Origin of the sequence: Thioalkalivibrio sp. ALgr1 (assembly GCF_000378285.1) — a bacterium.
In the GTDB taxonomy this organism is placed as follows: domain Bacteria; phylum Pseudomonadota; class Gammaproteobacteria; order Ectothiorhodospirales; family Ectothiorhodospiraceae; genus Thioalkalivibrio.
In genome coordinates this window covers 57,222-75,329 of sequence record NZ_KB905138.1, presented here as the reverse complement: position 1 = coordinate 75,329, position 18,108 = coordinate 57,222, and the positions used below count along the sequence as shown (strand labels likewise).

The 18,108-nt window shown below is 65.2% G+C and carries 22 protein-coding genes; 13 read left to right on the top strand and 9 right to left on the bottom strand.

Going from position 1 to position 18,108, the window contains the following annotated elements; genetic code table 11:
* Positions 1-738 precede the first annotated feature (738 nt).
* Complete coding sequence (locus F466_RS0112760) at positions 739-1,728, top strand: RelA/SpoT domain-containing protein (RefSeq protein WP_255349445.1); 990 nt, start codon at positions 739-741, stop codon at positions 1,726-1,728.
* 109 nt (positions 1,729-1,837) lie between these two features.
* On the opposite strand, the gene F466_RS0112755 is transcribed toward F466_RS0112760, so the two are convergent.
* Positions 1,838-2,194, bottom strand: coding sequence for a PilZ domain-containing protein (locus F466_RS0112755; protein WP_018994286.1), 357 nt, complete (start codon positions 2,192-2,194; stop codon positions 1,838-1,840).
* Between the two features lie 225 nt (positions 2,195-2,419).
* Between F466_RS0112755 and F466_RS0112750 the strand changes: the two genes are divergently transcribed.
* The 5 genes from F466_RS0112750 to F466_RS0112725 all read left to right on the top strand — a co-directional run bounded on the left by F466_RS0112750 (position 2,420) and on the right by F466_RS0112725 (position 5,430).
* A complete protein-coding gene (locus tag F466_RS0112750; protein ID WP_018994285.1) occupies positions 2,420-2,752 on the top strand; it encodes a DUF3634 family protein in 333 nt (110 codons plus the stop codon).
* A 164-nt stretch (positions 2,753-2,916) separates the two neighbouring features.
* A complete protein-coding gene (locus F466_RS0112745; RefSeq protein ID WP_018994284.1) occupies positions 2,917-3,168 on the top strand; it encodes a YlcI/YnfO family protein in 252 nt (83 codons plus the stop codon).
* Positions 3,169-3,193: 25 nt separating this feature from the next.
* Entirely contained in the window at positions 3,194-3,493 is a 300-nt protein-coding gene (locus F466_RS0112740; protein ID WP_018994283.1) for a type II toxin-antitoxin system RelE/ParE family toxin, read from the top strand.
* Positions 3,494-3,972: 479 nt separating this feature from the next.
* Positions 3,973-4,602, top strand: a complete 630-nt coding sequence (locus tag F466_RS0112730) for a MarC family protein (protein WP_018138037.1) — start codon at positions 3,973-3,975, stop codon at positions 4,600-4,602.
* A gap of 144 nt (positions 4,603-4,746) precedes the next feature.
* On the top strand, positions 4,747-5,430 hold the full coding sequence (locus F466_RS0112725) for a DUF3012 domain-containing protein (protein WP_018994282.1): 684 nt from the start codon (positions 4,747-4,749) through the stop codon (positions 5,428-5,430).
* 115 nt (positions 5,431-5,545) lie between these two features.
* On the opposite strand, the gene F466_RS0112720 is transcribed toward F466_RS0112725, so the two are convergent.
* From F466_RS0112720 to F466_RS0112710, 3 genes are all read right to left on the bottom strand, one after another.
* Positions 5,546-6,310, bottom strand: a complete 765-nt coding sequence (locus F466_RS0112720; RefSeq protein WP_018138035.1) for an SDR family NAD(P)-dependent oxidoreductase — start codon at positions 6,308-6,310, stop codon at positions 5,546-5,548.
* A 143-nt stretch (positions 6,311-6,453) separates the two neighbouring features.
* The gene (locus F466_RS0112715) at positions 6,454-6,816 is read right to left on the bottom strand and encodes a nucleotide pyrophosphohydrolase (RefSeq protein ID WP_018994281.1); all 363 of its coding nucleotides are present in this window, start codon (positions 6,814-6,816) and stop codon (positions 6,454-6,456) included.
* A 382-nt stretch (positions 6,817-7,198) separates the two neighbouring features.
* Positions 7,199-7,747 (bottom strand): glutathione peroxidase, encoded by a 549-nt coding sequence (locus F466_RS0112710; RefSeq protein WP_018138033.1) that lies wholly within the window; start codon positions 7,745-7,747, stop codon positions 7,199-7,201.
* Positions 7,748-7,907: 160 nt separating this feature from the next.
* Here F466_RS0112710 and F466_RS0112705 point away from each other — a divergent pair, with 160 nt between their 5' ends.
* The 4 genes from F466_RS0112705 (at position 7,908) to F466_RS0112690 (ending at position 11,291) form a co-directional block, all read left to right on the top strand.
* A complete protein-coding gene (locus tag F466_RS0112705) occupies positions 7,908-9,011 on the top strand; it encodes an alkene reductase (RefSeq protein ID WP_038082850.1) in 1,104 nt (367 codons plus the stop codon).
* Positions 9,012-9,062: 51 nt separating this feature from the next.
* Positions 9,063-10,010 carry a nitroreductase family protein gene (locus tag F466_RS0112700; RefSeq protein WP_018994279.1) on the top strand — a complete coding sequence of 316 codons (948 nt, stop codon included), beginning with the start codon at positions 9,063-9,065 and terminating at the stop codon, positions 10,008-10,010.
* Between the two features lie 99 nt (positions 10,011-10,109).
* The gene (locus F466_RS0112695; RefSeq protein ID WP_038049031.1) at positions 10,110-10,952 is read left to right on the top strand and encodes a M48 family metallopeptidase; all 843 of its coding nucleotides are present in this window, start codon (positions 10,110-10,112) and stop codon (positions 10,950-10,952) included.
* 12 nt (positions 10,953-10,964) lie between these two features.
* Positions 10,965-11,291, top strand: coding sequence for a DUF3634 family protein (locus F466_RS0112690; RefSeq protein WP_018138029.1), 327 nt, complete (start codon positions 10,965-10,967; stop codon positions 11,289-11,291).
* Positions 11,292-11,335: 44 nt separating this feature from the next.
* Here the strand turns inward: F466_RS0112690 and F466_RS0112685 are convergent, their stop codons facing one another.
* On the bottom strand, positions 11,336-11,908 hold the full coding sequence (locus F466_RS0112685; protein WP_018994278.1) for a Spy/CpxP family protein refolding chaperone: 573 nt from the start codon (positions 11,906-11,908) through the stop codon (positions 11,336-11,338).
* 171 nt (positions 11,909-12,079) lie between these two features.
* Here F466_RS0112685 and F466_RS0112680 point away from each other — a divergent pair, with 171 nt between their 5' ends.
* Both F466_RS0112680 and F466_RS0112675 read left to right on the top strand, forming a co-directional pair.
* The gene (locus F466_RS0112680; protein ID WP_018994277.1) at positions 12,080-12,313 is read left to right on the top strand and encodes a glucose-6-phosphate isomerase; all 234 of its coding nucleotides are present in this window, start codon (positions 12,080-12,082) and stop codon (positions 12,311-12,313) included.
* Complete coding sequence (locus F466_RS0112675; protein WP_018994276.1) at positions 12,300-12,557, top strand: type II toxin-antitoxin system RelE/ParE family toxin; 258 nt, start codon at positions 12,300-12,302, stop codon at positions 12,555-12,557. The genes F466_RS0112680 and F466_RS0112675 overlap by 14 nt, the downstream gene beginning before the upstream one ends.
* Positions 12,558-12,567: 10 nt before the next feature.
* On the opposite strand, the gene parE is transcribed toward F466_RS0112675, so the two are convergent.
* Positions 12,568-14,454 (bottom strand): DNA topoisomerase IV subunit B, encoded by a 1,887-nt coding sequence (parE, locus tag F466_RS0112670; RefSeq protein ID WP_018994275.1) that lies wholly within the window; start codon positions 14,452-14,454, stop codon positions 12,568-12,570.
* Positions 14,455-14,772: 318 nt separating this feature from the next.
* On the opposite strand from parE, the gene trxA reads away from it, so the two are divergent.
* A complete protein-coding gene (gene trxA, locus F466_RS0112665; RefSeq protein ID WP_018138026.1) occupies positions 14,773-15,648 on the top strand; it encodes a thioredoxin in 876 nt (291 codons plus the stop codon).
* 277 nt (positions 15,649-15,925) lie between these two features.
* Here trxA and F466_RS0112660 read toward each other — a convergent pair whose 3' ends face one another.
* The 3 genes from F466_RS0112660 to xerD all read right to left on the bottom strand — a co-directional run bounded on the left by F466_RS0112660 (position 15,926) and on the right by xerD (position 18,102).
* Positions 15,926-16,327, bottom strand: a complete 402-nt coding sequence (locus F466_RS0112660; RefSeq protein WP_018994274.1) for an OsmC family protein — start codon at positions 16,325-16,327, stop codon at positions 15,926-15,928.
* Between the two features lie 61 nt (positions 16,328-16,388).
* Positions 16,389-17,102, bottom strand: a complete 714-nt coding sequence (locus F466_RS0112655; RefSeq protein WP_018138024.1) for a DsbC family protein — start codon at positions 17,100-17,102, stop codon at positions 16,389-16,391.
* 94 nt (positions 17,103-17,196) lie between these two features.
* Positions 17,197-18,102 carry a site-specific tyrosine recombinase XerD gene (xerD, locus tag F466_RS0112650; protein WP_018138023.1) on the bottom strand — a complete coding sequence of 302 codons (906 nt, stop codon included), beginning with the start codon at positions 18,100-18,102 and terminating at the stop codon, positions 17,197-17,199.
* Between the last annotated feature and the right edge of the window lie 6 nt (positions 18,103-18,108).

Below are 18,108 nucleotides of genomic sequence, written 5' to 3'. Positions count from 1 at the left end.
CCGGCCGAAGAGCGGCGTGCTGCCTGTCTGTCTGTCTGTCTGTCTGTCTGTCTGTCTGTCTGTCTGTCTATGAAGGTAGGCCCCAGGCGTCATGGGTACCAGTTGAGATTGACCATCCCGGCGATAGCCAGCGGTTATCGCGCCGGCGAGCGCTGCGGATTGCGCACAGGGGGCAACGTCCAATCTGCGCCCCGACCAAGATCCCTTACCCACTCCCCATCAACACCCACAGATACGGTTACCCAGTCCGACCAGCCCGCCGGCATCCCGTTCATTCCCCACTACCAACGTTGTCATCGGGGCCACCATTGTGCGACGAATCGCCCGTCACCCCGGCCGTACTAAGCGGAGAGCCGGACTCGCCCAACACACGCCACCACATCCCCTACGTCACGCGCCAGTTAATCGCCCAACCCCGAAGTTGAGCCCGCCCCCTACCCTACGCAATGCCAAGCCATACCTTGCAATGCCAAGCTTAACTACCGTCATCGTGCGCCAATCAAAGAGCCGTCAACACTGTGCGCTACCGCACTACGCAAGCCGCCAGAGCCGGACACACGACAAAGAATCTCAAACCCGCTAACATCCATACTGAGCGCAGACCGGACTACGTCACGTGAACGACCTCCGGCTCGCCCCCCTCTGGCCGGCAACACGAGCGCATTAAAATTGAATCAATCCGAAAAAACCGAATTCCCTGGTGGATCAAAGTCTCGTGTTAATCGCGCCGGGAGAGCCGTGCGAGCTGAGACCGCAACCCTTGAGGATTACTCGATCATTGAAGAATGGCGATCAGCCCACCGGTCGGTACTAAACACTTTTCAAGCCATATTGCGAACACGAACCCGCGAGTCCCGCATAACAGTTGCTCAACGCCACAAACGGAGATCAACTATATTTGACAAATTGGCGCGCTTCCCAGACATGCAGCTCGCTCGGATGGATGATGTCGCCGGATGCCGATTGATTTTTCCAGACACTGACTCCCTCCACAAGTTTCGCGCCCATTTTCATAAAGCCCGATTTCACCACAAAAGAAGAAATCAACCTAACAGATACAACTACATCGACAACCCTAAAACAACAGGATATCGCGGGATACATGATGTCTATTCATATGACGTAAATTCGGAGACCGGGAAACACCTAAAAGGACTCCTAGTAGAGATTCAGTACCGCACGGCGGTTCAGCACGCCTGGGCGACCGCCGTGGAAGTGATTGGGTTTATCACCGAGGATCAGCCTAAGTTTGAAAAAGGGGACGGCCGCTACAGTTATGCTATGGCACTTGCATCAGAAATATTAGCAAGGGCACATGAGGACTCAAAAGGGCCATTCCCAGACATGCCCGACATCGAGGTCATCCAGGAATTTCTGGCAATTGATTCAGACCTAAACCTACTAAACATGCTGAGAGGCCTCAATACAGCGAGCACTGAAGTCAGCGAGAACAGAAACTCTATCCTGATTTTTCACGATTCAGGGGAGCTAGAAGTTAAAACCTACCGAACCGCCACCGAGGCTTTGGTAGCGCTTTTTGAATTAGAGAAGGAGCTACCTGGAACAGATATCGTTCTAGTTAAAGCCGACACCTCAGAAGAGGTTCGCTTCGCATTTAAGAACTACTTCTCAGATGCACGCGATTTCATTAATTTAGTAGAAGAGGGCTGCCAGAACCTATCTGGTAAGAAGCAGGTACATACAAGCCGACGGGCAATCGAGGCATAACAGGATCGATCCACAATAACAGATAACCGGGCCGGAACCATGGCAACCCCCTGAGCGAACGAAACCTTCATTCCCTCAAAGACCGTTTATGAGTTGTTAGCGAGGCATTTCAGTCCCGAAATGAGCGCTTCGGGGGTGGGAGCCCGAGGCGCTCGCGCATCAGGTCCAGGAGGCCGTCGACGTTGGACGGGTCTTCGGTTTCGAACATCACGCCCGCGCCGTTCTCGTCCAGGCGCATGACGATGCAATGCCAGACATGGGTCCGGCCGTCGGGCGCTTCTTCCGGGCTTACGATCAGCCGCACTCTGGAATTCTCGGAGAGACCGGAAACCGGCAGCTCCAGGTACAACCCGCTGAGGCTGACATCCCGGACCCGGCCACGGGCGCGATACCCTGGGGCACCGGATCGAGCCTGTACCTCGGCGGTCATGCCGATCGCCCTGCGGCGCCCTTCGCGAAGCTCCATTGGCCACACTCCCCCCGCAGCTTATTCCGCCACGGCATGTTCGTGTCTTTCTTTGGACTGTAGTACACGCGCATGGCCCCGGCTCGCAGGCCATGCGGAACCGTCCGCACTTCGCCCCGCACGCATCGGGAGACCCCAGCTCGCCGCTGTGACATGCGGTCGACGCAGTAGGGCGTGCGCTACACTGGGCGCCGATTCTCGTCCCATTTGGCGCCCCATTCGGTGATGCTCCTTACGCTGTTGATCATGCTCTTGTTGCTGGGCCTGGCTGTCGCGCTGATGGTCTGGCATGCGCGGCAGGTGTTCTCGGTGGAGCTGCGCGACGGGACGGCCCGCGTGCGGCGCGGCAAGCCCCCGGCCGGCTTCCTGCGTGGCTGCGAGGACGTGGCACGCCAGTTCGGGCTCAAGCGGGGCCGCATCGCCGCCGTGCGCACCGACACGGGCGTGCAACTGCGCTTCTCCCGCGACCTGCCAGCAAAGACCCACCAGGCCTTTCGCAACGTCTGGACGCCCCCGCCGGGCGGCGGAGGTGGCGGCGGCATGCGCGCGACCGGATAGCTGGCCGGTTCGGCGGATGGCCGCAGTCTCGCAGTGACGACTTCAGCACCAGACCTTCCTTTGCCACTCGTTATCCCTGACAGGCGATAACACCTTCGAATGCAGGCCAGCATTCTGTATTGCATTTGCGATACAATACGGGAAGGCGGTTGCGGAGACACAGGATGAAAAACACGACGTTGCCAGCCCTGCGGGTGAGCGATGGCTTTCGGCATCAGGTGGAGCAAGCCCTTGGCGAAGGGGAGACACTGTCGGCCTTTATCGAGGATGCCGTACGCCACGAGATTGACCGTCGACGAGCCCGGGCCGAGTTCCTGGCGCGCGGCCTGGAGTCCGCACGCAGCGCCCGGGAAACGGGCGAGTACTACCCGGCCCAATCGGTACTCGATGATCTCGACCGTCTCTTAAGCAAGTAGTAGCCCAACCGCTGGAGTCTCAAGGATGAGTTACTCGGTACGATTTACAGCGCAGGCGCGCGAAGATCTCCTGCGGCTTGTCGCTTTCCTCGCGGAGCGCGACCCAACGGCCGCGGCCCATGCTCGGGCCGCCATCGGCGAGGCGGTATCGCTACCCGAGCGCTTTCCGCTGAGCTGCCGCATGCCCGACGCCTCCCACCCCCGCATCCGCGAACTCCTGATTCCGTTTGGCCGCTCGGGTTATGTCGCCCTGTTCGAGATCGACGATGCCGAGACGGTCTCCCTCCTGGCGTTTCGGCACCAGCGCGAGGACGACTACTTCTAATGCGTCCACGGGTAATTACAGGGCCGGGCCATTGGCTCAGAGGATGTCACAGGGACCGCCAACCAACGGGGTTCGATGGCGCCGTAACCGCGAACGATATGGCGATTCGCCATCCAACAGGAGCTGCGCAGATGGAAGGGGCTGAAATTCGCGGAATCCGGGTGGGTTAGACGCGAATGTTGTGGCCTCTACTTCTTCCTGTTTTTCTCCTGGGGATGGCTATCGCGATCGTCTTTTCGGGGAATGGGGCGCGCTTCGGTACGCGCGCGTCGTATGCGGTGCTCGCAATCCTGGCGCCGATTGCGCTCCTTGCAGTGGGGAGCTGGCTGCAGGTGGACCGGGCGCCCGGATGGCTGTTCAATGGATGGGTGATCCTGACTTTGGTCAGCCCCTACTTAGTGCGGACACTATTCGTATTCCGGGAATCCCGCCGGGACGTCAACGACTAATCCGGTCACCCGAGCCATCGGGGGAGAGCAATGCTGGAACTGGGTGTGGTCGCACTGGCGACCTTCTTCGTGACCGTAGGCCCCGTGGACGTGGCGGTCGTGTTCGCTGTGCTGAGCCAGGGCATGACACGGGCCCAGCGACGCCGGGTGGCCTGGCGCGCGGCATTGCTGGCGACCGCCATCCTGATGCTGTTCGCGCTGTTCGGCGAGGCCGTGTTGTCGGTACTGGGCATCACCATGCCGGCTCTGTACACGGCCGGCGGCATCCTGTTGTTGCTGATCGGGATCGACATGGTCTTCGCGCGCAGTTCCGGTGGGGTGTCGGCGACTCCGGCGGAAACCAGCGAGGCGCGCAGCCGGGGCGACATCTCGGTGTTCCCGCTGGCGACCCCCATGCTGGCCGGGCCGGGCGCGATGGGGGCGGCAATCCTGCTGATGAGCCGGGCCGGCGATGACTGGATGGCCCAGGCGGTGGTGCTGGGCGCGCTGGCGGCGATCATGGTACTGGCCCTGATCTGTCTGCTGGTGGCATCACGCCTGCAGCACCTGCTGGGGGTGACCGGCGCCCATGTGCTGACCCGTATCCTCGGCGTGCTGCTTTGCGCACTGGCCATGCAGTTCATATTCGACGGCCTCGAGCAAAGCGGCCTGCTGGGCTGACGAACTTGCACCTCGGCAAACCGGTGCGTTTGCTGCTATGAACTAGGTAATCGCCGCCTGTTCGCATTCCGTTCGCTGTCGGCCGCGGTTCCCATCCTGTTGCATTGATTTGTGTTCGGTTAGGGGGAACCGAGGGAGGCAGCCATGAACACCCTACCGAGCTTTACCGCGCCAGCCATCGCGGGGCTGGCTTTCGTGTTGATCACGTTTTCCGGCTGCGGCCAATCGAACGACTCGGCCCAGGCCGCGGAACCGGACACCATCATCCAGGAAGAACCAGACGCGCCGGCCATGGAGCGCGCGATCGGCTTTTTGGAGTCCTGGATCGAGTTGTTCGACACCATGAGTGCGGAACTGGCCGGGGTCGAAAGCCGGGAGGCCGCCAATGAGCACGCCACCTGGCTGACCGAAGAACTGACGCCGCGCCTGGAACAACTGGCGAGCGAGATGATCGTCTTCATGGAGTCGATCGAGGAACACGAGATGGAGGTCATGGAGGCGTCGTTTGACGCCCCGGAAAACCACCAGCGCATGCTGGAACTGGAAGGGCGCATGGAGCAGTCGCTGGATCGACTGGAAGAAAACATCATGCGTGTCGAGACAGCGCATGCAACGCCGGCACTGGAGATGGCGTGGCTGAACTTCGCCCGGACCAACGAGCGGCTGGAACGGCAGATGGAGGCCACGTTCGCCGGTGGCGCGCAGACGGTTGGCAGTCCCGCATGGTGCGACGCCATGGCCAACACGCCCCAGGCCCAGTGGACGATGAACGACGCCTTCGCCTTTGCCAACCACTGCGTGGGGCGCTTACGCGGGGCCCCGGCATAGCTCCCGGAGCCCCGCTTGCAGGTTCAATCGACAGATTGCCGCGGCCCCTGCGGGGCCTCGCAATGACGTCACCACCTGGCGCGCCGAACGACGACGAGTGGCGCGCGCCTGCAGGCTACTGCGAGCAGAGTCCGCCGTCGACAACAAAGGTGTTGCCCGTGCAGCCGGAGGCGGCGTCGGACAGCAGGAATACCGCCATCCCGGCGCATTCCTCATTACTGACGTAGCGGCCCAGCGGGATGCGCGCCTCGAAGGACTTGTGCACCTCGTCGGCGTGGCCCGGGTTCGCCTGCTCCTCGATGGACTGCATCATGCGGTTCGCGACCGGGCCGGGGTTGAGCGTATTCACGCGGATGTTCTCCGATCCCAGCTCGGCGGCCAGGCACTTCATCATGCCCACCACCGCGTGCTTGCTGGACACATAGGGCGACAGGCCCGCAGCCCCGCGCAGCCCGGCTACGCTGGAGGTGATCACGATGCTGCCGCCATTGCCGCGACGCAGCGCAGGAAGGGCCGCCTCCGCGCCCAGACGTACGCCATGCACGTTGACGGCAAAGACCTTTTCCCAAGCCGCGTCGGAACGGCTGTCGAACGGGCCCACCTCGCCCTCGATCCCGGCGTTCAGGAACACGCCATCCAGGCGCCCGAAACGTTCCAGTGCCGTCGCGACCATGCGCTCGTTGTCCTCGCGCCGCGTGACGTCCACGGCCAGGCCTACCGCACGCTCGCCCAGGGACTGGGCGATGGCCTCCACCGGCCCGGCGTCGCGGTCGGTAATCACCACACTGGCGCCCTGCTCGTACGCCATGCGCGCCGTGCTCTCGCCAATACCACCGGCACCACCGGTGATTACGATCACTTTTCCTTCCAGGGGACTCATGCTGTGTCTCCTTCATCGTGCAGTCGGGTAACCGCGGCAAGGCGCTCGCGGACAAAACCATTATCAGCCCGGCAAAGGCCAGGCATCTTGATCCGGGTCACGACTCTTGCCGCATACGCCTCGGGGCGGGCCGAACGAGCGATCTACAGGTTCGTGTACTTGCGGGCGAGGCCTCGCGCCTTGTCCACCGGGTATTTTTTCGCGTTGGTATCCAGCTTGTCGCTCGCGGCCTGCACGAGGTCGATGTTCAGCTTGCGCGCCAGCATCAACAGATAAATCTGCACATCCGCGATCTCGGCCCGGACCTCCTCCAGCGCCTCACCGGACAGGCCACGCGACTGCTCCTCGGTCAGCCACTGGAAGTGCTCGATCAGCTCGCCGACCTCACCCGCCAGCGCCATCGAGAGATTCTTCGGCGAATGGAACTGCGCCCAGTCGCGCTCTTCGACGAACGCCTCCAGCCGCATCGCCAGCTCATCCAGCCCCCGCGTGTTGGTCGACCCCATGGCCATCGCTCCTATCGCATCCGTTTCTCTGGACTCTCGACACCGTAACGAACTCTCGCCGCGCCGTAATCCGCCTGGTAATCGCCCGCGCAGGCACAGAACTGGTGCCACCGGGATGTTCGAACGCCGGAGGTCCCGGCTCGCTCGGGAACAGCGCACGTACTGACGAGCAGGCATGCGAGGCCTAGCCCGCCCCCTGTGCGGCGGAAGAACCCGCCTTACAGCCCCGGGAACGCTCCCGAGTAGACGCTTGCTGCGCCAGGAGCGTATCGGACAAACCAGACAGAACTGGTAAGGCGGCTGTTTCCGGCAAGGCCCGGGCGACGAGCACGAGTTCGTCCCGCTGCCCTGAGCGCCGGGGCCGGCATCCGCGAAAGACGTACTACAGGATGCTCTCGATCGCGCCGCGCAGGTCGGTGGAGTTGGGGCCGACCCGGCTGGGGAAGTGCGCGACCACCCGGCCGTCGCGGTCCACCACGTACTTGTAGAAGTTCCAGCGCGGGGCGTCGGCCTGGCGCGCCAGTTCGCGGAAGATCGGGTGCGCACCGTCACCGCGTACGCCGATCGGCTTGAACATATCGAAGGTCACGCCGAAGTTCTGAAAACAGACACGCGCGGTCTCCGCCTCGTCATCCGCCTCCTGGTTGAAGTCGTGCGAGGGGAAGCCGACGACCTTCAGGCCCTGGTCCCGGTAATCCTGGTGCAGCCGTTCCAGCCCGCCGAACTGATCGGTGTAGCCACAGTGGCTGGCCGTGTTGACGATCAGAAGCGGGTGCCCCTGAAAGCGCTCCTGCAGATTGACCACCTCGGAGGAGTGCAATCGACCCAGCTCGTGCTCGAACAACGCCGCCCGGTCAGGCTCGGCGGCACTGGCAAGCGCCAGAGGAAAGACCAGCAGGATGGCAGCGAACAGGCGCATGAACAGGGGCATGTCGAATCTCCGCGATAGCTCGACGTTCAGACCATCGGTAACAGCCAGGGTTCTGCGCATCGCCCACCCGATGCCGGTGACGCCCTGCAGCGGAACGTCCGCCGGCCCGTTCCGGTCCGACGCCCCGCACGGAACGAACTCAACCGAGATGGAGAACCTGATGACCGCTTCCAGCGACCCGCTTTTCCGCCCGTATCGCCTTGGCGATCTAAAACTGCCCAACCGGATACTGATGTCACCGCTGACGCGCTCGCGCGCCGCCCAGCCGGGCGACGCACCCTGGGAGCTGAACGCCGAGTACTACGCCCAGCGTGCCGGAGCGGGCCTGATCATCGGCGAAGCGACCCAGGTATCGCCGCAGGGCAAGGGCTACGCCTTTACGCCGGGCATCTACTCGGCCGAGCAGGTCGCCGGCTGGGGCAAGGTCACCGCGGCGGTGCACGCCGCCGGGGGCCGCATCCAGGCCCAGCTGTGGCATGTCGGCCGCATCTCGCGCCCGGAGCTTCAGCCCGATGGCGCCCAGCCCGTCGCGCCCTCCGCCATCCAGCCCAAAGGTGCCTACACGTTTGTCAGTGCGGACTCCGGCATGGTGGAGGTGCTCGAACCCCGCGCGCTGGAGACCGACGAGTTGCCGGACATCGTGGAGCAGTACCGCAAGGCGGCGCAGAACGCGCGAGCGGCCGGCTTCGACGGGGTGCAGATCCACGCGGCCAATGGCTATCTGCTGGACCAGTTCCTGCGCAGCGGCTGCAACCAGCGAACCGATGCCTATGGCGGCTCGGTCGAGAACCGCATGCGCCTGCCGCTGGAGGTCGTGCGCGCGGTCATCGGGGTATGGGGACCGGAGCGAGTCGGCATCCGCGTGAGCCCCACTGGCAGCTTCAACGACATGCATGACGACGACCCGCTGGCTACCTACAGCGCCTTTGCCCGCGAGCTGGACGCCACCGGCATCAGCTATATCGAGGTCGTCGAGGACTCGTTCCAGGGCAACCACGAATCCGGCCGCCCGGAACCCGTGATCGACGCGATCCGCGAACACTTCAGCCGCACCTACATCGGCAACGGCGCCTACACCGCCGACGAGGCCCGTCAGCGCATCGACGCCGGGCGCTGCGACCTCGTGAGCTTCGGCCGCCCCTTCATCGCCAACCCGGACCTGCCGGAACGCTTCCGCCGCCATGCGGAGCTGAACGAGTGGGACGAGGCAACCTTCTATGGTGGCGACGAACACGGCTACACGGACTACCCCGCGCTCGACTAGTGCCCTGACCAACCCGTCGCCAGCGCGAAGGCGTAGCGGTATGTTGGCGGTATGCAGATCGACCCCGTCATCCGCGAGTGGCTACGCCTGGCCGGGCAGGCGCCCTCCTCGCACAACACCCAGCCCTGGCGGTTCCGTGTGGACCGCGCGGGGGTGGAGGTCTGGACCGACCCGACGCGTTCGCTCCCGGTGAACGACCCGACCGGGCGCGAACGCATCATCAGCTGCGGCTGTGCGGTGCTGAACCTGCGCGTGGCCGCCGCCGCGGACGGCCAGGGCCTGAACGTGCGGCCGGAACAGGCGGGCGACGGCCCGTTCGTGCGGCTGTTGACTGGGCACCATGGGGGAGCAGGCCAGCAGGACCTGGCACCACTGCGAGAATGGATCGGTGAACGCCGCTCCTGGCGTGGCCGGTTTCTCACCGGCGAAATCTCCCCGGACATCGTCGAAACACTCGTGCATGCCGCCCGCCAGGAAGGGGCCTGGCTGCGCCCGATCACGGGCGACGAGCGCCGCGAGGAGGTCGCCAACCTGATCCGCGCGGCGACCGCTGCACAATGGAAGAATCCCGCCTGGCGCCGCGAACTGGCGCAGTGGATGCGCCCGGCCTCCCGGGGCGACGGCCTGCCGGTCGGTCGTGTGACCGGCGGCCTGGCCCGCTGGAGCGTCCGCCATCTGGTGCCCGCCCGCGCGATGGCGCGCGGCGAGGCAAGGGCGGCGCGGGCGGCCCCGTTGCTGCTGGCATTGGGCACCGGGATCGAGGGTCCGATGCAGTGGCTGACCGCCGGACAGGCCCTGCAGCGCGTACTGCTCGAAGCCGCCCGGCACGGGCTCTGCGCCCGCTACCTGAATCAGCCCGTCCAGCAGGCCGATTGGCGCCCGCAACTGGCCGAGACCCTGGGTGGGGGCCAGCCGCAACTGCTGTTCGCGCTGGGCCTCCCGGACGGCACATCCCACCCTACGCCGCGCCGCCCGCTGGACGACTTGCTGAAACACTGAGGCAAACGCAGACCCACGTACGATTCCGGCCCTCCCCGCGCGAGCCAAAACGCTCTATGTTGGAGACACAAGGGCACGCGACAGCACGAGAGGGACAGCATGACAACACAAGGAATACAGAGGGCGTATGGACGGCTGGCCGCAGTGCTGGCCCTGGTCGGTGTGTTTGTGCTGGCGAGCGCCTGCGCACCGCGAGTCTCGGTGCAGGAGGAACGCCAGCTGGGCGAGGAACTGGCCGAGGAGATGAACGCGGAGTTGCCCATCGTCGAAGAGCCGGCCATCAACGACTACATCAATTCGCTGGGCCGCTCGATCGCGGCGGTGGCCGACGATCGCGAAGAGATCGACTACACCTTCTACGTCGTCAACGGGCCGGACGTGAACGCCTTCGCCGTGCCCGGCGGCCATATCTATGTCTACCGCGGCCTGATCGAGCGGGCCGATGACATGTCCGAGCTGGCCGGCGTGCTGGCGCACGAGGTCGGGCATGTGGTGAAGCGCCATGGCATCGACCAGTGGCGCCGTGCGCAGCAGGCCGAAATGGGGCTCGCCGTCGTCTACGGCGTGATTCTCGGACGCGACCCTGGCGCGGCGGAGCAGGTGGCCGTGCAGGTCGGCGCCGCGGGCGTGTTCGCCGGCTACAGCCGCGAGGCGGAGCGCGAGGCGGACGACGTGGCCATTGGCTACCTGGTGGATGCCGGTATCCACCCCATTGGCCTCGTCTCGTTCTTCGAAACCCTGCTGGACGAGCGCGACCGGGATCCCGGCCGGGTCGAGCAGTTCTTCGCCACACACCCCACCACCCGCGAGCGTGTGGAGAACACCCAGGCGCGGATCGACGCGCTCCCGCAGGAAACACTGGACGGGCTGGCTCGAGACAGCGATGATTTCCAGCGCTTTCGCCGCCAGGTCGAAGCACTACCGGAACCGGAGTCGGATTAGACCGAAATGTCCATGCTCACCGCGTTACTGCTGATGATTGCGCTGCTGCTGGCCGCAGCGGCATTGATCATCTGGCAGGCCAGCATCCTGTTCAGCCTCGAGATCGTGGACGGCAAGCCGCGGGCACGGCGCGGCGACGTGCCCATGCACTTCGAGCACACAGCCCGGGATGTCGCCCGGCGCTACGGCATCCAGCGCGGCCGCCTGACCGCGATGCGCACCCGCGAGGGCGCACGCCTGCGCGCCTCCGGCTCCATCCCCCGCGAGGCGCAGGGCGAGCTGCAAACCGCCCTGAAGCGCATCAAGCTCGGCCGTCGGCGCCGCCGCAAACGCCGCTAAAAGAGCACTGGGGCGCCGATTCGCGCCCTTGAACGGCGCCCCGATCAGTGGCCGTGGCCATGGTGGTGATCGTGGCCGTGCTGATGTCCGTGCGCGCCGGGCCGATCCTCGTCGTAGCCACGGGCACGCTGGTAGGCCTCCTTCTGCTCATCCGACAGCAGCTCGTCCATTTCCAGGTGGTGGGAAAGATGGACGTGGCGCAGCCGCCCACGCAACTCGCCGATCTCGACCGTCAGCGCCTCGATCTGGTCGCTGGTGATCTCGCGCGAGGCAAAGCGCTCGTCAAGCTCACGCTCCAGATCGACGATCCGCTGCCCCAGCTCCCGCGCCTGCTCGCGCATGGCATCGAACAGCCGTTCGGTCTCCGCCTGCTGCTCGGCACTGAGATCCAGTTGATCGGCCACCTCCAGCACATGGAGCGGACCGGGATAGCCATGCAGCTCCGCCGGCAGGGCCATCCCCAGCCCCTGCCCGTCCAGCAGACCCTCCTGCTCCTCGGCCGACAGGGCCTTGATCTCGCGGTCCTGCAGCGTCGTATACGGGTTGGCCAGCGCGGGGGCCATACAGCCGGCCAGCGCCAACCCGATAACCCAGCGCACTGGGGCCAGAGATTTCATCAGCGACTCCTTGGGGAAACTCCGCATCAATGTTTGCGTTCGCACTCGGACGCAGCACGCGAAACGGCTGGTACCAAGCGGCACGACGAACAACGAAGACATCATGACGTTGTAGCGTCTCGACGCCACCCACTATAGTAAGTGACGAAGCACATCATAGAGGGGCCTTGCATGAGCGATTCCAGCAAACGCTCGACGGTCTATTTCGACCCCGAGTTGCATCGGGCGCTGCGTCTCAAGGCCGCATCCACACAGCGCTCGGTATCCGAGTTGGTCAATCAGGCGGTGCGTCAGGCGCTGATCGAGGACCAGGAGGATCTAAGGGCGTTCGAGGATCGTATCGCCGAGCCCACCATGACCTACGAGGAGCTCCTCGACGACCTCAAGGCGCATGGCAAGCTTTGAGGTCGTATTCCGAAAGTCCGTCGCCAGGGACCTGCGGCGGATTCCCGCCAGGGATGTCCAGCGGATCCTGGCGCGTATCGCGGCACTCGCCGATGACCCCCGCCCAACCGGCAGCGAGGAGCTCTCCGCACAGGAGCGTTACCGGGTGCGGCAGGGCGTCTACCGCATCCCCTACGAAATCCAGGACGACCGGCTGATCGTGACGGTGGTGAAGGTCGGCCACCGCCGCGAGGTCTATCGGTGAAACGTCGCTGTCAGACAGCGACGTCGGCCAGGTGGCCCTTGCCTTCCAGCCAGGCGCGGCGTTCGGAGGCGCGCTTCTTGCCGAGCAGCATGTCCATCAGCTGCTGGGTGTCGTCGGCGGCGTCCAGGGTGAGCTGCACCAGGCGCCGGGTGTCCGGGTTCATGGTGGTCTCGCGCAGCTGTAGCGGGTTCATCTCGCCCAGGCCCTTGAAGCGGGTTACGGAGACCTTGCCCTTCAGCTTTTCCGCCTCGATGCGTTCCAGCACGCCGGCCTTCTCGTCGTCGTCCAGGGCGTAGAACGTCTGCTTGCCGACGTCCACGCGATATAGCGGCGGCATCGCGATGTAGATATGCCCCCGCTCCACCAGCGGCCGGAAGTGTTTCAGGAACAGCGCGCACAGGAGGGTGGCGATGTGCGCGCCGTCGGAGTCCGCGTCGGCCAGGATGCAGACCTTGCCGTAGCGCAGCCCGTCCAGGCTGGCCTGGCCCGGGTCCACGCCCAGGGCCACGGAGATGTCGTGGATCTCCTGCGATCCGAGCACCTGGTCCGGATCGACCTCCCAGGAATTCAGAATCTTGCCGCGCAGCGGCATGATCGCCTGAAAGTCGCGATCGCGCGCCTGCTTGGCAGAGCCACCGGCCGAGTCGCCCTCGACCAGGAACAGCTCGGTGCGCTCCAAGTCCTGGCTGGCGCAGTCCGCCAGCTTGCCCGGCAACGTCGGGCCCTGGGTGACCTTCTTGCGCACCACCTTGCGCCCGGCGCGGCTGCGCTTCTGCGCGTTCTGGATCGCCAGCTCGGCGATACGCTCGCCCTGCTGCGGGTGCTGGTTCAGCCAAAGGCTGAAGGCGTCCTTGACCACGCCGGAGACAAACGGCGCGGCCTGGCGCGAGGACAGGCGCTCCTTGGTCTGCCCGGCAAACTGCGGGTCCTGCATCTTGAACGACAGCACACTGGCGACCCGCTCCCAGACATCCTCCGGCGCCAGCTTGATCCCGCGTGGCAGCAGGCTGCGGAACTCGCAGAATTCGCGCACGGCATCCGTGAGACCGGTGCGCAGACCGTTCACGTGCGTGCCGCCCTGGGTGGTCGGGATCAGGTTCACGTAGCTCTCGCTGACGACCTCGCCGCCCTCCGGCAGCCAGGTCACCGCCCAGTCCACCGCCTCGGTGGCGCCGGCCATCGAGCCCATGAACGGCTCCTCCGGCAGGCGCTCCAGTCCATCCAGCGCCTCCACCAGGTAGTCGCGCAGGCCCGCCTGATAGCACCACTCGCAGGCCTCGCCGGTGGTTTCGTCGCGGAAGGTGACGGTCAGGCCCGGGCACAGCACGGCCTTGGCGCGCAGGATGTGCTTAAGCCGGGGGACCGAGAACTTCGCGGAATCGAAGTACTGCGGGTCTGGCCAGAAGTGCAGCGTGGTTCCGGTATTGCGCTTGCCAACCTCCCCGATCTCTTCGAGATCCTGCGTCTTGTGCCCCCCGGAAAAAGCCATGCGGTACTCGCGCCCGTCGCGCTTGATCTGCACCTCGAGCTGCTGCGACAGGGCATTGACCACCGAGACGCCCACCCCGTGGAGGCCACCGGAGAACTGGTAGTTCTTGTCCGAGAACTTCCCGCCCGCATGCAGCGTGGACAGGATCACCTCCACGCCCGGGCGGTTCTCCCGCGGGTGCAGATCGACCGGCATGCCACGGCCGTCATCCGACACGGAGACCGAGTCGTCCTTGTGCAGGATCACGTCGATGCGCTTGGCGTGGCCGCTGATCGCCTCGTCCACCGAGTTGTCGATCACCTCCTGCGCGAGGTGGTTCGGGCGGGTGGTGTCGGTATACATGCCCGGGCGCTTGCGCACCGGGTCCAGCCCCTCGAGGACCTCGATATCGGATGCGGAATAGCTCACACAGGAACCCCTTTATTGATCATGCCCTTTGCCGAACCCGGCCTTCTGAACAGGCACCGTCATTGCGAGGAGTGAAGCGACGAAGCAACCTCCCAACGAAACCACCGACATTGGTCCGGGCCAGCGTCGGAGCCGCCCGGGGAGATTGCTTCGTCGGCTACGCCTTCTCGCAATGACGGGGCAACCGTATTCGTGGCCAGCGCGGTGGCCTGTGCGCAGCGTACCAAAGCCCGCGGGGGAAAGGCTGCTTGCAATCCCGGTTCCGATCCCAACAATGCAGGACAGATTCCGTATCCCCGTCTTCACAGGAGGTTTCCGATGGAAGAAGCCGCGAGCATAACCGGCGACGATATCCTCGACGTCACCCAGGAAAGCTTCCAGCAGGCCGTGCTGGAAGAATCCGCCCGCCGCCCGGTCATGGTCGACTTCTGGGCCGCCTGGTGCGGGCCCTGCCAGCAGCTGATGCCGCTGCTGCAGCAACTGGCCGCGCAGTACGCCGGCAAGTTCCGCCTGGCCAAGGTCAACAGCGACGAGCAGCAGGCCCTGGCCCAGCAGTACGGCGTGCGCAGCCTGCCCACCGTGATGGTGTTTCGCCACGGCAAGCCGGTGGACCAGTTCATGGGCGTACAGCCGGAGCCGAACATCCGCGCGATGATCGACCGCTACCTGGAAAAGCCCTCGGACAGGATCATCGAACAGGCGCGCGAACAGGCGAAAACCGGCGATGTGGACGGTGCCCTGGCCACGCTCAGGGCCGCGCTCGAGGAAGACCCCGACAATGGCGACCTGCGCATCGAGCTGGCCCGAGCGCTGGCCCAGTCTGGCGATGCGGACGCCGCCGAAGCGGAGCTGAACAAGCTGCCGCTGGACCAGCACGAACAGGACGCGGTGAAGGAACTGCGTGCGCGACTAGTCTTCGCCAAGACCGCGGCCGGCATCGACCCGCAGGCCGTGGCGACGGAGATCCAGTCCGGCAACCCCAGCCCCGAGGCACTGGAGAAGATGGCCGCCTACGCGATCCTCTCGGGCCGTGCCGAGGAGGCGCTGGGGCTGTACCTGCAACTGATGAAGCAGCACCGCGCCTACAACGACGGCGCCGGCCAGAAGGGCCTGCTGGCCGCATTCAAGGTGCTGGGGGATGACCATCCGCTGGTCGGACAGTACCGGCGGCAGATGGCGTCACTTCTGTACTAAGGAGACGCTCGGGAATCCGCTCGAACAGGGGCTTCGCGGGCGACCGCGCTCCTGCATGCGCCCCATCGGCCAGGGGGCTGGCCTCCTACGAGGGGCGCGGTCCAGCGCTGTAGGAGCCGAGCCCTCTCGGCGATCAGACGCAGGCCAACCCATCCGACGGACGCCGAACCCCTGCCGTAGCCACCGGGAATACATCCGGCGCGGGCGGGGCTACGCGTGCGCGCGATACGGCAGCACCCCATCGGCCAGGGGGCTGGCCTCCTACGAAAGCGCAACATCAGGTGCTGGCGACGAGCTCTCCGGTGAGTTCGGTCCCAGCGGCCAGGGTCGAGTAGATCGTGCCCTTCTGCACGTTGCGGTGCAGGATCTCCAGCATCTCCTCATCGTCGTCGGTCCCGACTTCGATGCGGTACTCGATTCTGGCGATTGCGGGCGGGTCGTCCTGGCGCCAGCCACGCAACTGGATCGACAGGGTGTCGATCTCCATGCGCAACATTGGCAGGGCCCGCTGAACACCCCTCACCATGCAGGCCCCCAGCGATGCGAGCAGCAGCTCCGGCGGGCTCAGCGCATCGTCACGCCCGTCCATGTCGGTGTCCAGGGTGATCTCGGCCTGCTTGGCGCTGGCCACACTGCCGTGCGAGTCCAGTCGTTCAACGCGCAACTCGTATTCGAGCATCGAAACCTCCGCTGGAAGAATGCGCCCGGCCCGTCCGCTGCGGTCCGGGCGATCCGTTCGGTCAGTTGCTGCCGACGATCCGTTCGATCACGGCCTCCGGCTCCTGGTAGCCGGACATCTGCTGGCCGTCCTCGGTGATCAGGGCCGGGGTGCCGCGCAGATTCAGCTGCTGGCCCAGCGCCATGTGCGCGTCCTGCGGGGTGCCGCAGCTGCCGTCGATGTCGTCCAGAGTGTCACCGGCCTTGGCGCGATCCATCGCGTCCTCGCGGTCATCCGCACACCAGATCCGGTCCATGATCTCCGGGGAGTTCTGCCCCAGCACCGGGAACATCAGGTAGCGCACCTTGATACCGGCCTCCAGGTACTGCGGGATGTCCTGGTGGATCTCGCGGCAGTAGGGGCAATTCGGATCGGTAAACACGTTCAGCACGCCGCGGGTGTCGCCGTTCGGTGAATAGACGACCAGTTCGCTGTCGTCGATCTCGGCGAACATGTCGGCACGCACGCCCCGCAGCGAACCCTGGGTCAGGTTGTCACGGGTATCCAGGTCAATCAGGTTGCCCTGCAGCAGGTACTTGCCATCCCCGGACACATAGAAGATCTCGGTGCCGTAGCGCACCTCGTAGATCCCGTCCATGCCGGTTTCCTGGATGCTGTCGATCTCGGCATTGGGGATGACCTCGGCCATGCGCTCCTCGATGGCATCGGTCGCGGCGGCGGTGGTAGTGAAGGCGGCCAGCAGGACGGCCAGGGGCAGTGCGCGTTTTACAAACATGGACTCTCTCGTGGCTGTACAAAAAAGGAGGCCAGTCTAGCAGGCCCAACAATACGGCCCGCCCGGCTCTGGCACGAAACTGGGGTAATAGACGTCAGCCGCGGGGATGATGTTCCGCATGCAGGCTCTGCAGGCGGGCGCGTGCGACGTGGGTATAGATTTGCGTCGTCGACAGGCTGGAGTGGCCCAGCAGCATCTGCACCACGCGCAGATCCGCCCCGTGGTCCAGCAGATGGGTCGCGAACGCGTGGCGCAGGGTATGCGGCGACAGCGGCGCCTCGATGCCGGCCACCCGTGCATAGTGCTTGATGCGATACCAGAAGGCCTGGCGCGTCAGTCCCCGGCCACGCCGCGTTACAAACACGGTATCCACCGGCGGATGACCGGCCATCAGGTCGGCCCGGGCCTCGCGCAGATAGCGTGTCAGCCAGTGCACGGCCTCCTCCCCCAGCGGCACCAGGCGTTCCTTGTCGCCCTTGCCGGTCACGCGCACCACGCCCTGGCGGGTGTTCACCTCGGACTGCTCCAGGCCGACCAGCTCGGACACGCGCAGGCCGGTCGCGTACATCAGCTCCAGCATCGCGCGGTCGCGCAGGCCGACTGCGGTATCCAGTTCCGGGGCCGCCAGCAGCGCGTCGACCTGGCTTTCGGACAGGCTGTCCGGCAGCGGGCGCCCGGCGCGCGGGGACTCGATCCCGGCACTGGGGTCATCCTCGCGCTCGCCCTGGTGCACCAGGTAGCGGTAGAAGCGCCGCTGGCTGGACAGGGCACGGGTAATCGACTTTGGCCGCGCGCCCGCCTGCATGCGGGCGCTGACGAATCCCAGCAGATCGGCACCACTGGCCGTCTCCAGCGCGACCCCGCGCCCGTGCAGCCAGCGCGCCAGGGCCTCAAGGTCGCGGCGATAGGCCGCCAGGGTGTGATCCGACAGGCCCTCGACCGCCCAGAGCTCGTCGAGGAAGCGGTCGAGGGTGTCGGACTGGACTGCCGCTGCGGTCACGGCCCG

What these genes read in the sequence shown, in the direction of transcription:
- F466_RS0112725 (WP_018994282.1), top strand. Translation starts at nt 4,747, where the DNA reads ATGAACACCCTACCGAGCTTTACCGCGCCAGCCATCGCGGGGCTGGCT.
- F466_RS0112710 (WP_018138033.1), bottom strand. Translation starts at nt 7,747, where the DNA reads ATGCCCCTGTTCATGCGCCTGTTCGCTGCCATCCTGCTGGTCTTTCCT.
- F466_RS0112730 (WP_018138037.1), top strand. Translation starts at nt 3,973, where the DNA reads ATGCTGGAACTGGGTGTGGTCGCACTGGCGACCTTCTTCGTGACCGTA.
- F466_RS0112695 (WP_038049031.1), top strand. Translation starts at nt 10,110, where the DNA reads ATGACAACACAAGGAATACAGAGGGCGTATGGACGGCTGGCCGCAGTG.
- F466_RS0112720 (WP_018138035.1), bottom strand. Translation starts at nt 6,310, where the DNA reads ATGAGTCCCCTGGAAGGAAAAGTGATCGTAATCACCGGTGGTGCCGGT.
- trxA (WP_018138026.1), top strand. Translation starts at nt 14,773, where the DNA reads ATGGAAGAAGCCGCGAGCATAACCGGCGACGATATCCTCGACGTCACC.
- F466_RS0112715 (WP_018994281.1), bottom strand. Translation starts at nt 6,816, where the DNA reads ATGGGGTCGACCAACACGCGGGGGCTGGATGAGCTGGCGATGCGGCTG.
- F466_RS0112675 (WP_018994276.1), top strand. Translation starts at nt 12,300, where the DNA reads ATGGCAAGCTTTGAGGTCGTATTCCGAAAGTCCGTCGCCAGGGACCTG.
- F466_RS0112680 (WP_018994277.1), top strand. Translation starts at nt 12,080, where the DNA reads ATGAGCGATTCCAGCAAACGCTCGACGGTCTATTTCGACCCCGAGTTG.
- F466_RS0112685 (WP_018994278.1), bottom strand. Translation starts at nt 11,908, where the DNA reads ATGAAATCTCTGGCCCCAGTGCGCTGGGTTATCGGGTTGGCGCTGGCC.
- F466_RS0112740 (WP_018994283.1), top strand. Translation starts at nt 3,194, where the DNA reads ATGAGTTACTCGGTACGATTTACAGCGCAGGCGCGCGAAGATCTCCTG.
- F466_RS0112655 (WP_018138024.1), bottom strand. Translation starts at nt 17,102, where the DNA reads ATGTTTGTAAAACGCGCACTGCCCCTGGCCGTCCTGCTGGCCGCCTTC.
- F466_RS0112745 (WP_018994284.1), top strand. Translation starts at nt 2,917, where the DNA reads ATGAAAAACACGACGTTGCCAGCCCTGCGGGTGAGCGATGGCTTTCGG.
- F466_RS0112755 (WP_018994286.1), bottom strand. Translation starts at nt 2,194, where the DNA reads ATGGAGCTTCGCGAAGGGCGCCGCAGGGCGATCGGCATGACCGCCGAG.
- F466_RS0112690 (WP_018138029.1), top strand. Translation starts at nt 10,965, where the DNA reads ATGCTCACCGCGTTACTGCTGATGATTGCGCTGCTGCTGGCCGCAGCG.
- F466_RS0112700 (WP_018994279.1), top strand. Translation starts at nt 9,063, where the DNA reads ATGCAGATCGACCCCGTCATCCGCGAGTGGCTACGCCTGGCCGGGCAG.
- F466_RS0112750 (WP_018994285.1), top strand. Translation starts at nt 2,420, where the DNA reads ATGCTCCTTACGCTGTTGATCATGCTCTTGTTGCTGGGCCTGGCTGTC.
- F466_RS0112660 (WP_018994274.1), bottom strand. Translation starts at nt 16,327, where the DNA reads ATGCTCGAATACGAGTTGCGCGTTGAACGACTGGACTCGCACGGCAGT.
- F466_RS0112705 (WP_038082850.1), top strand. Translation starts at nt 7,908, where the DNA reads ATGACCGCTTCCAGCGACCCGCTTTTCCGCCCGTATCGCCTTGGCGAT.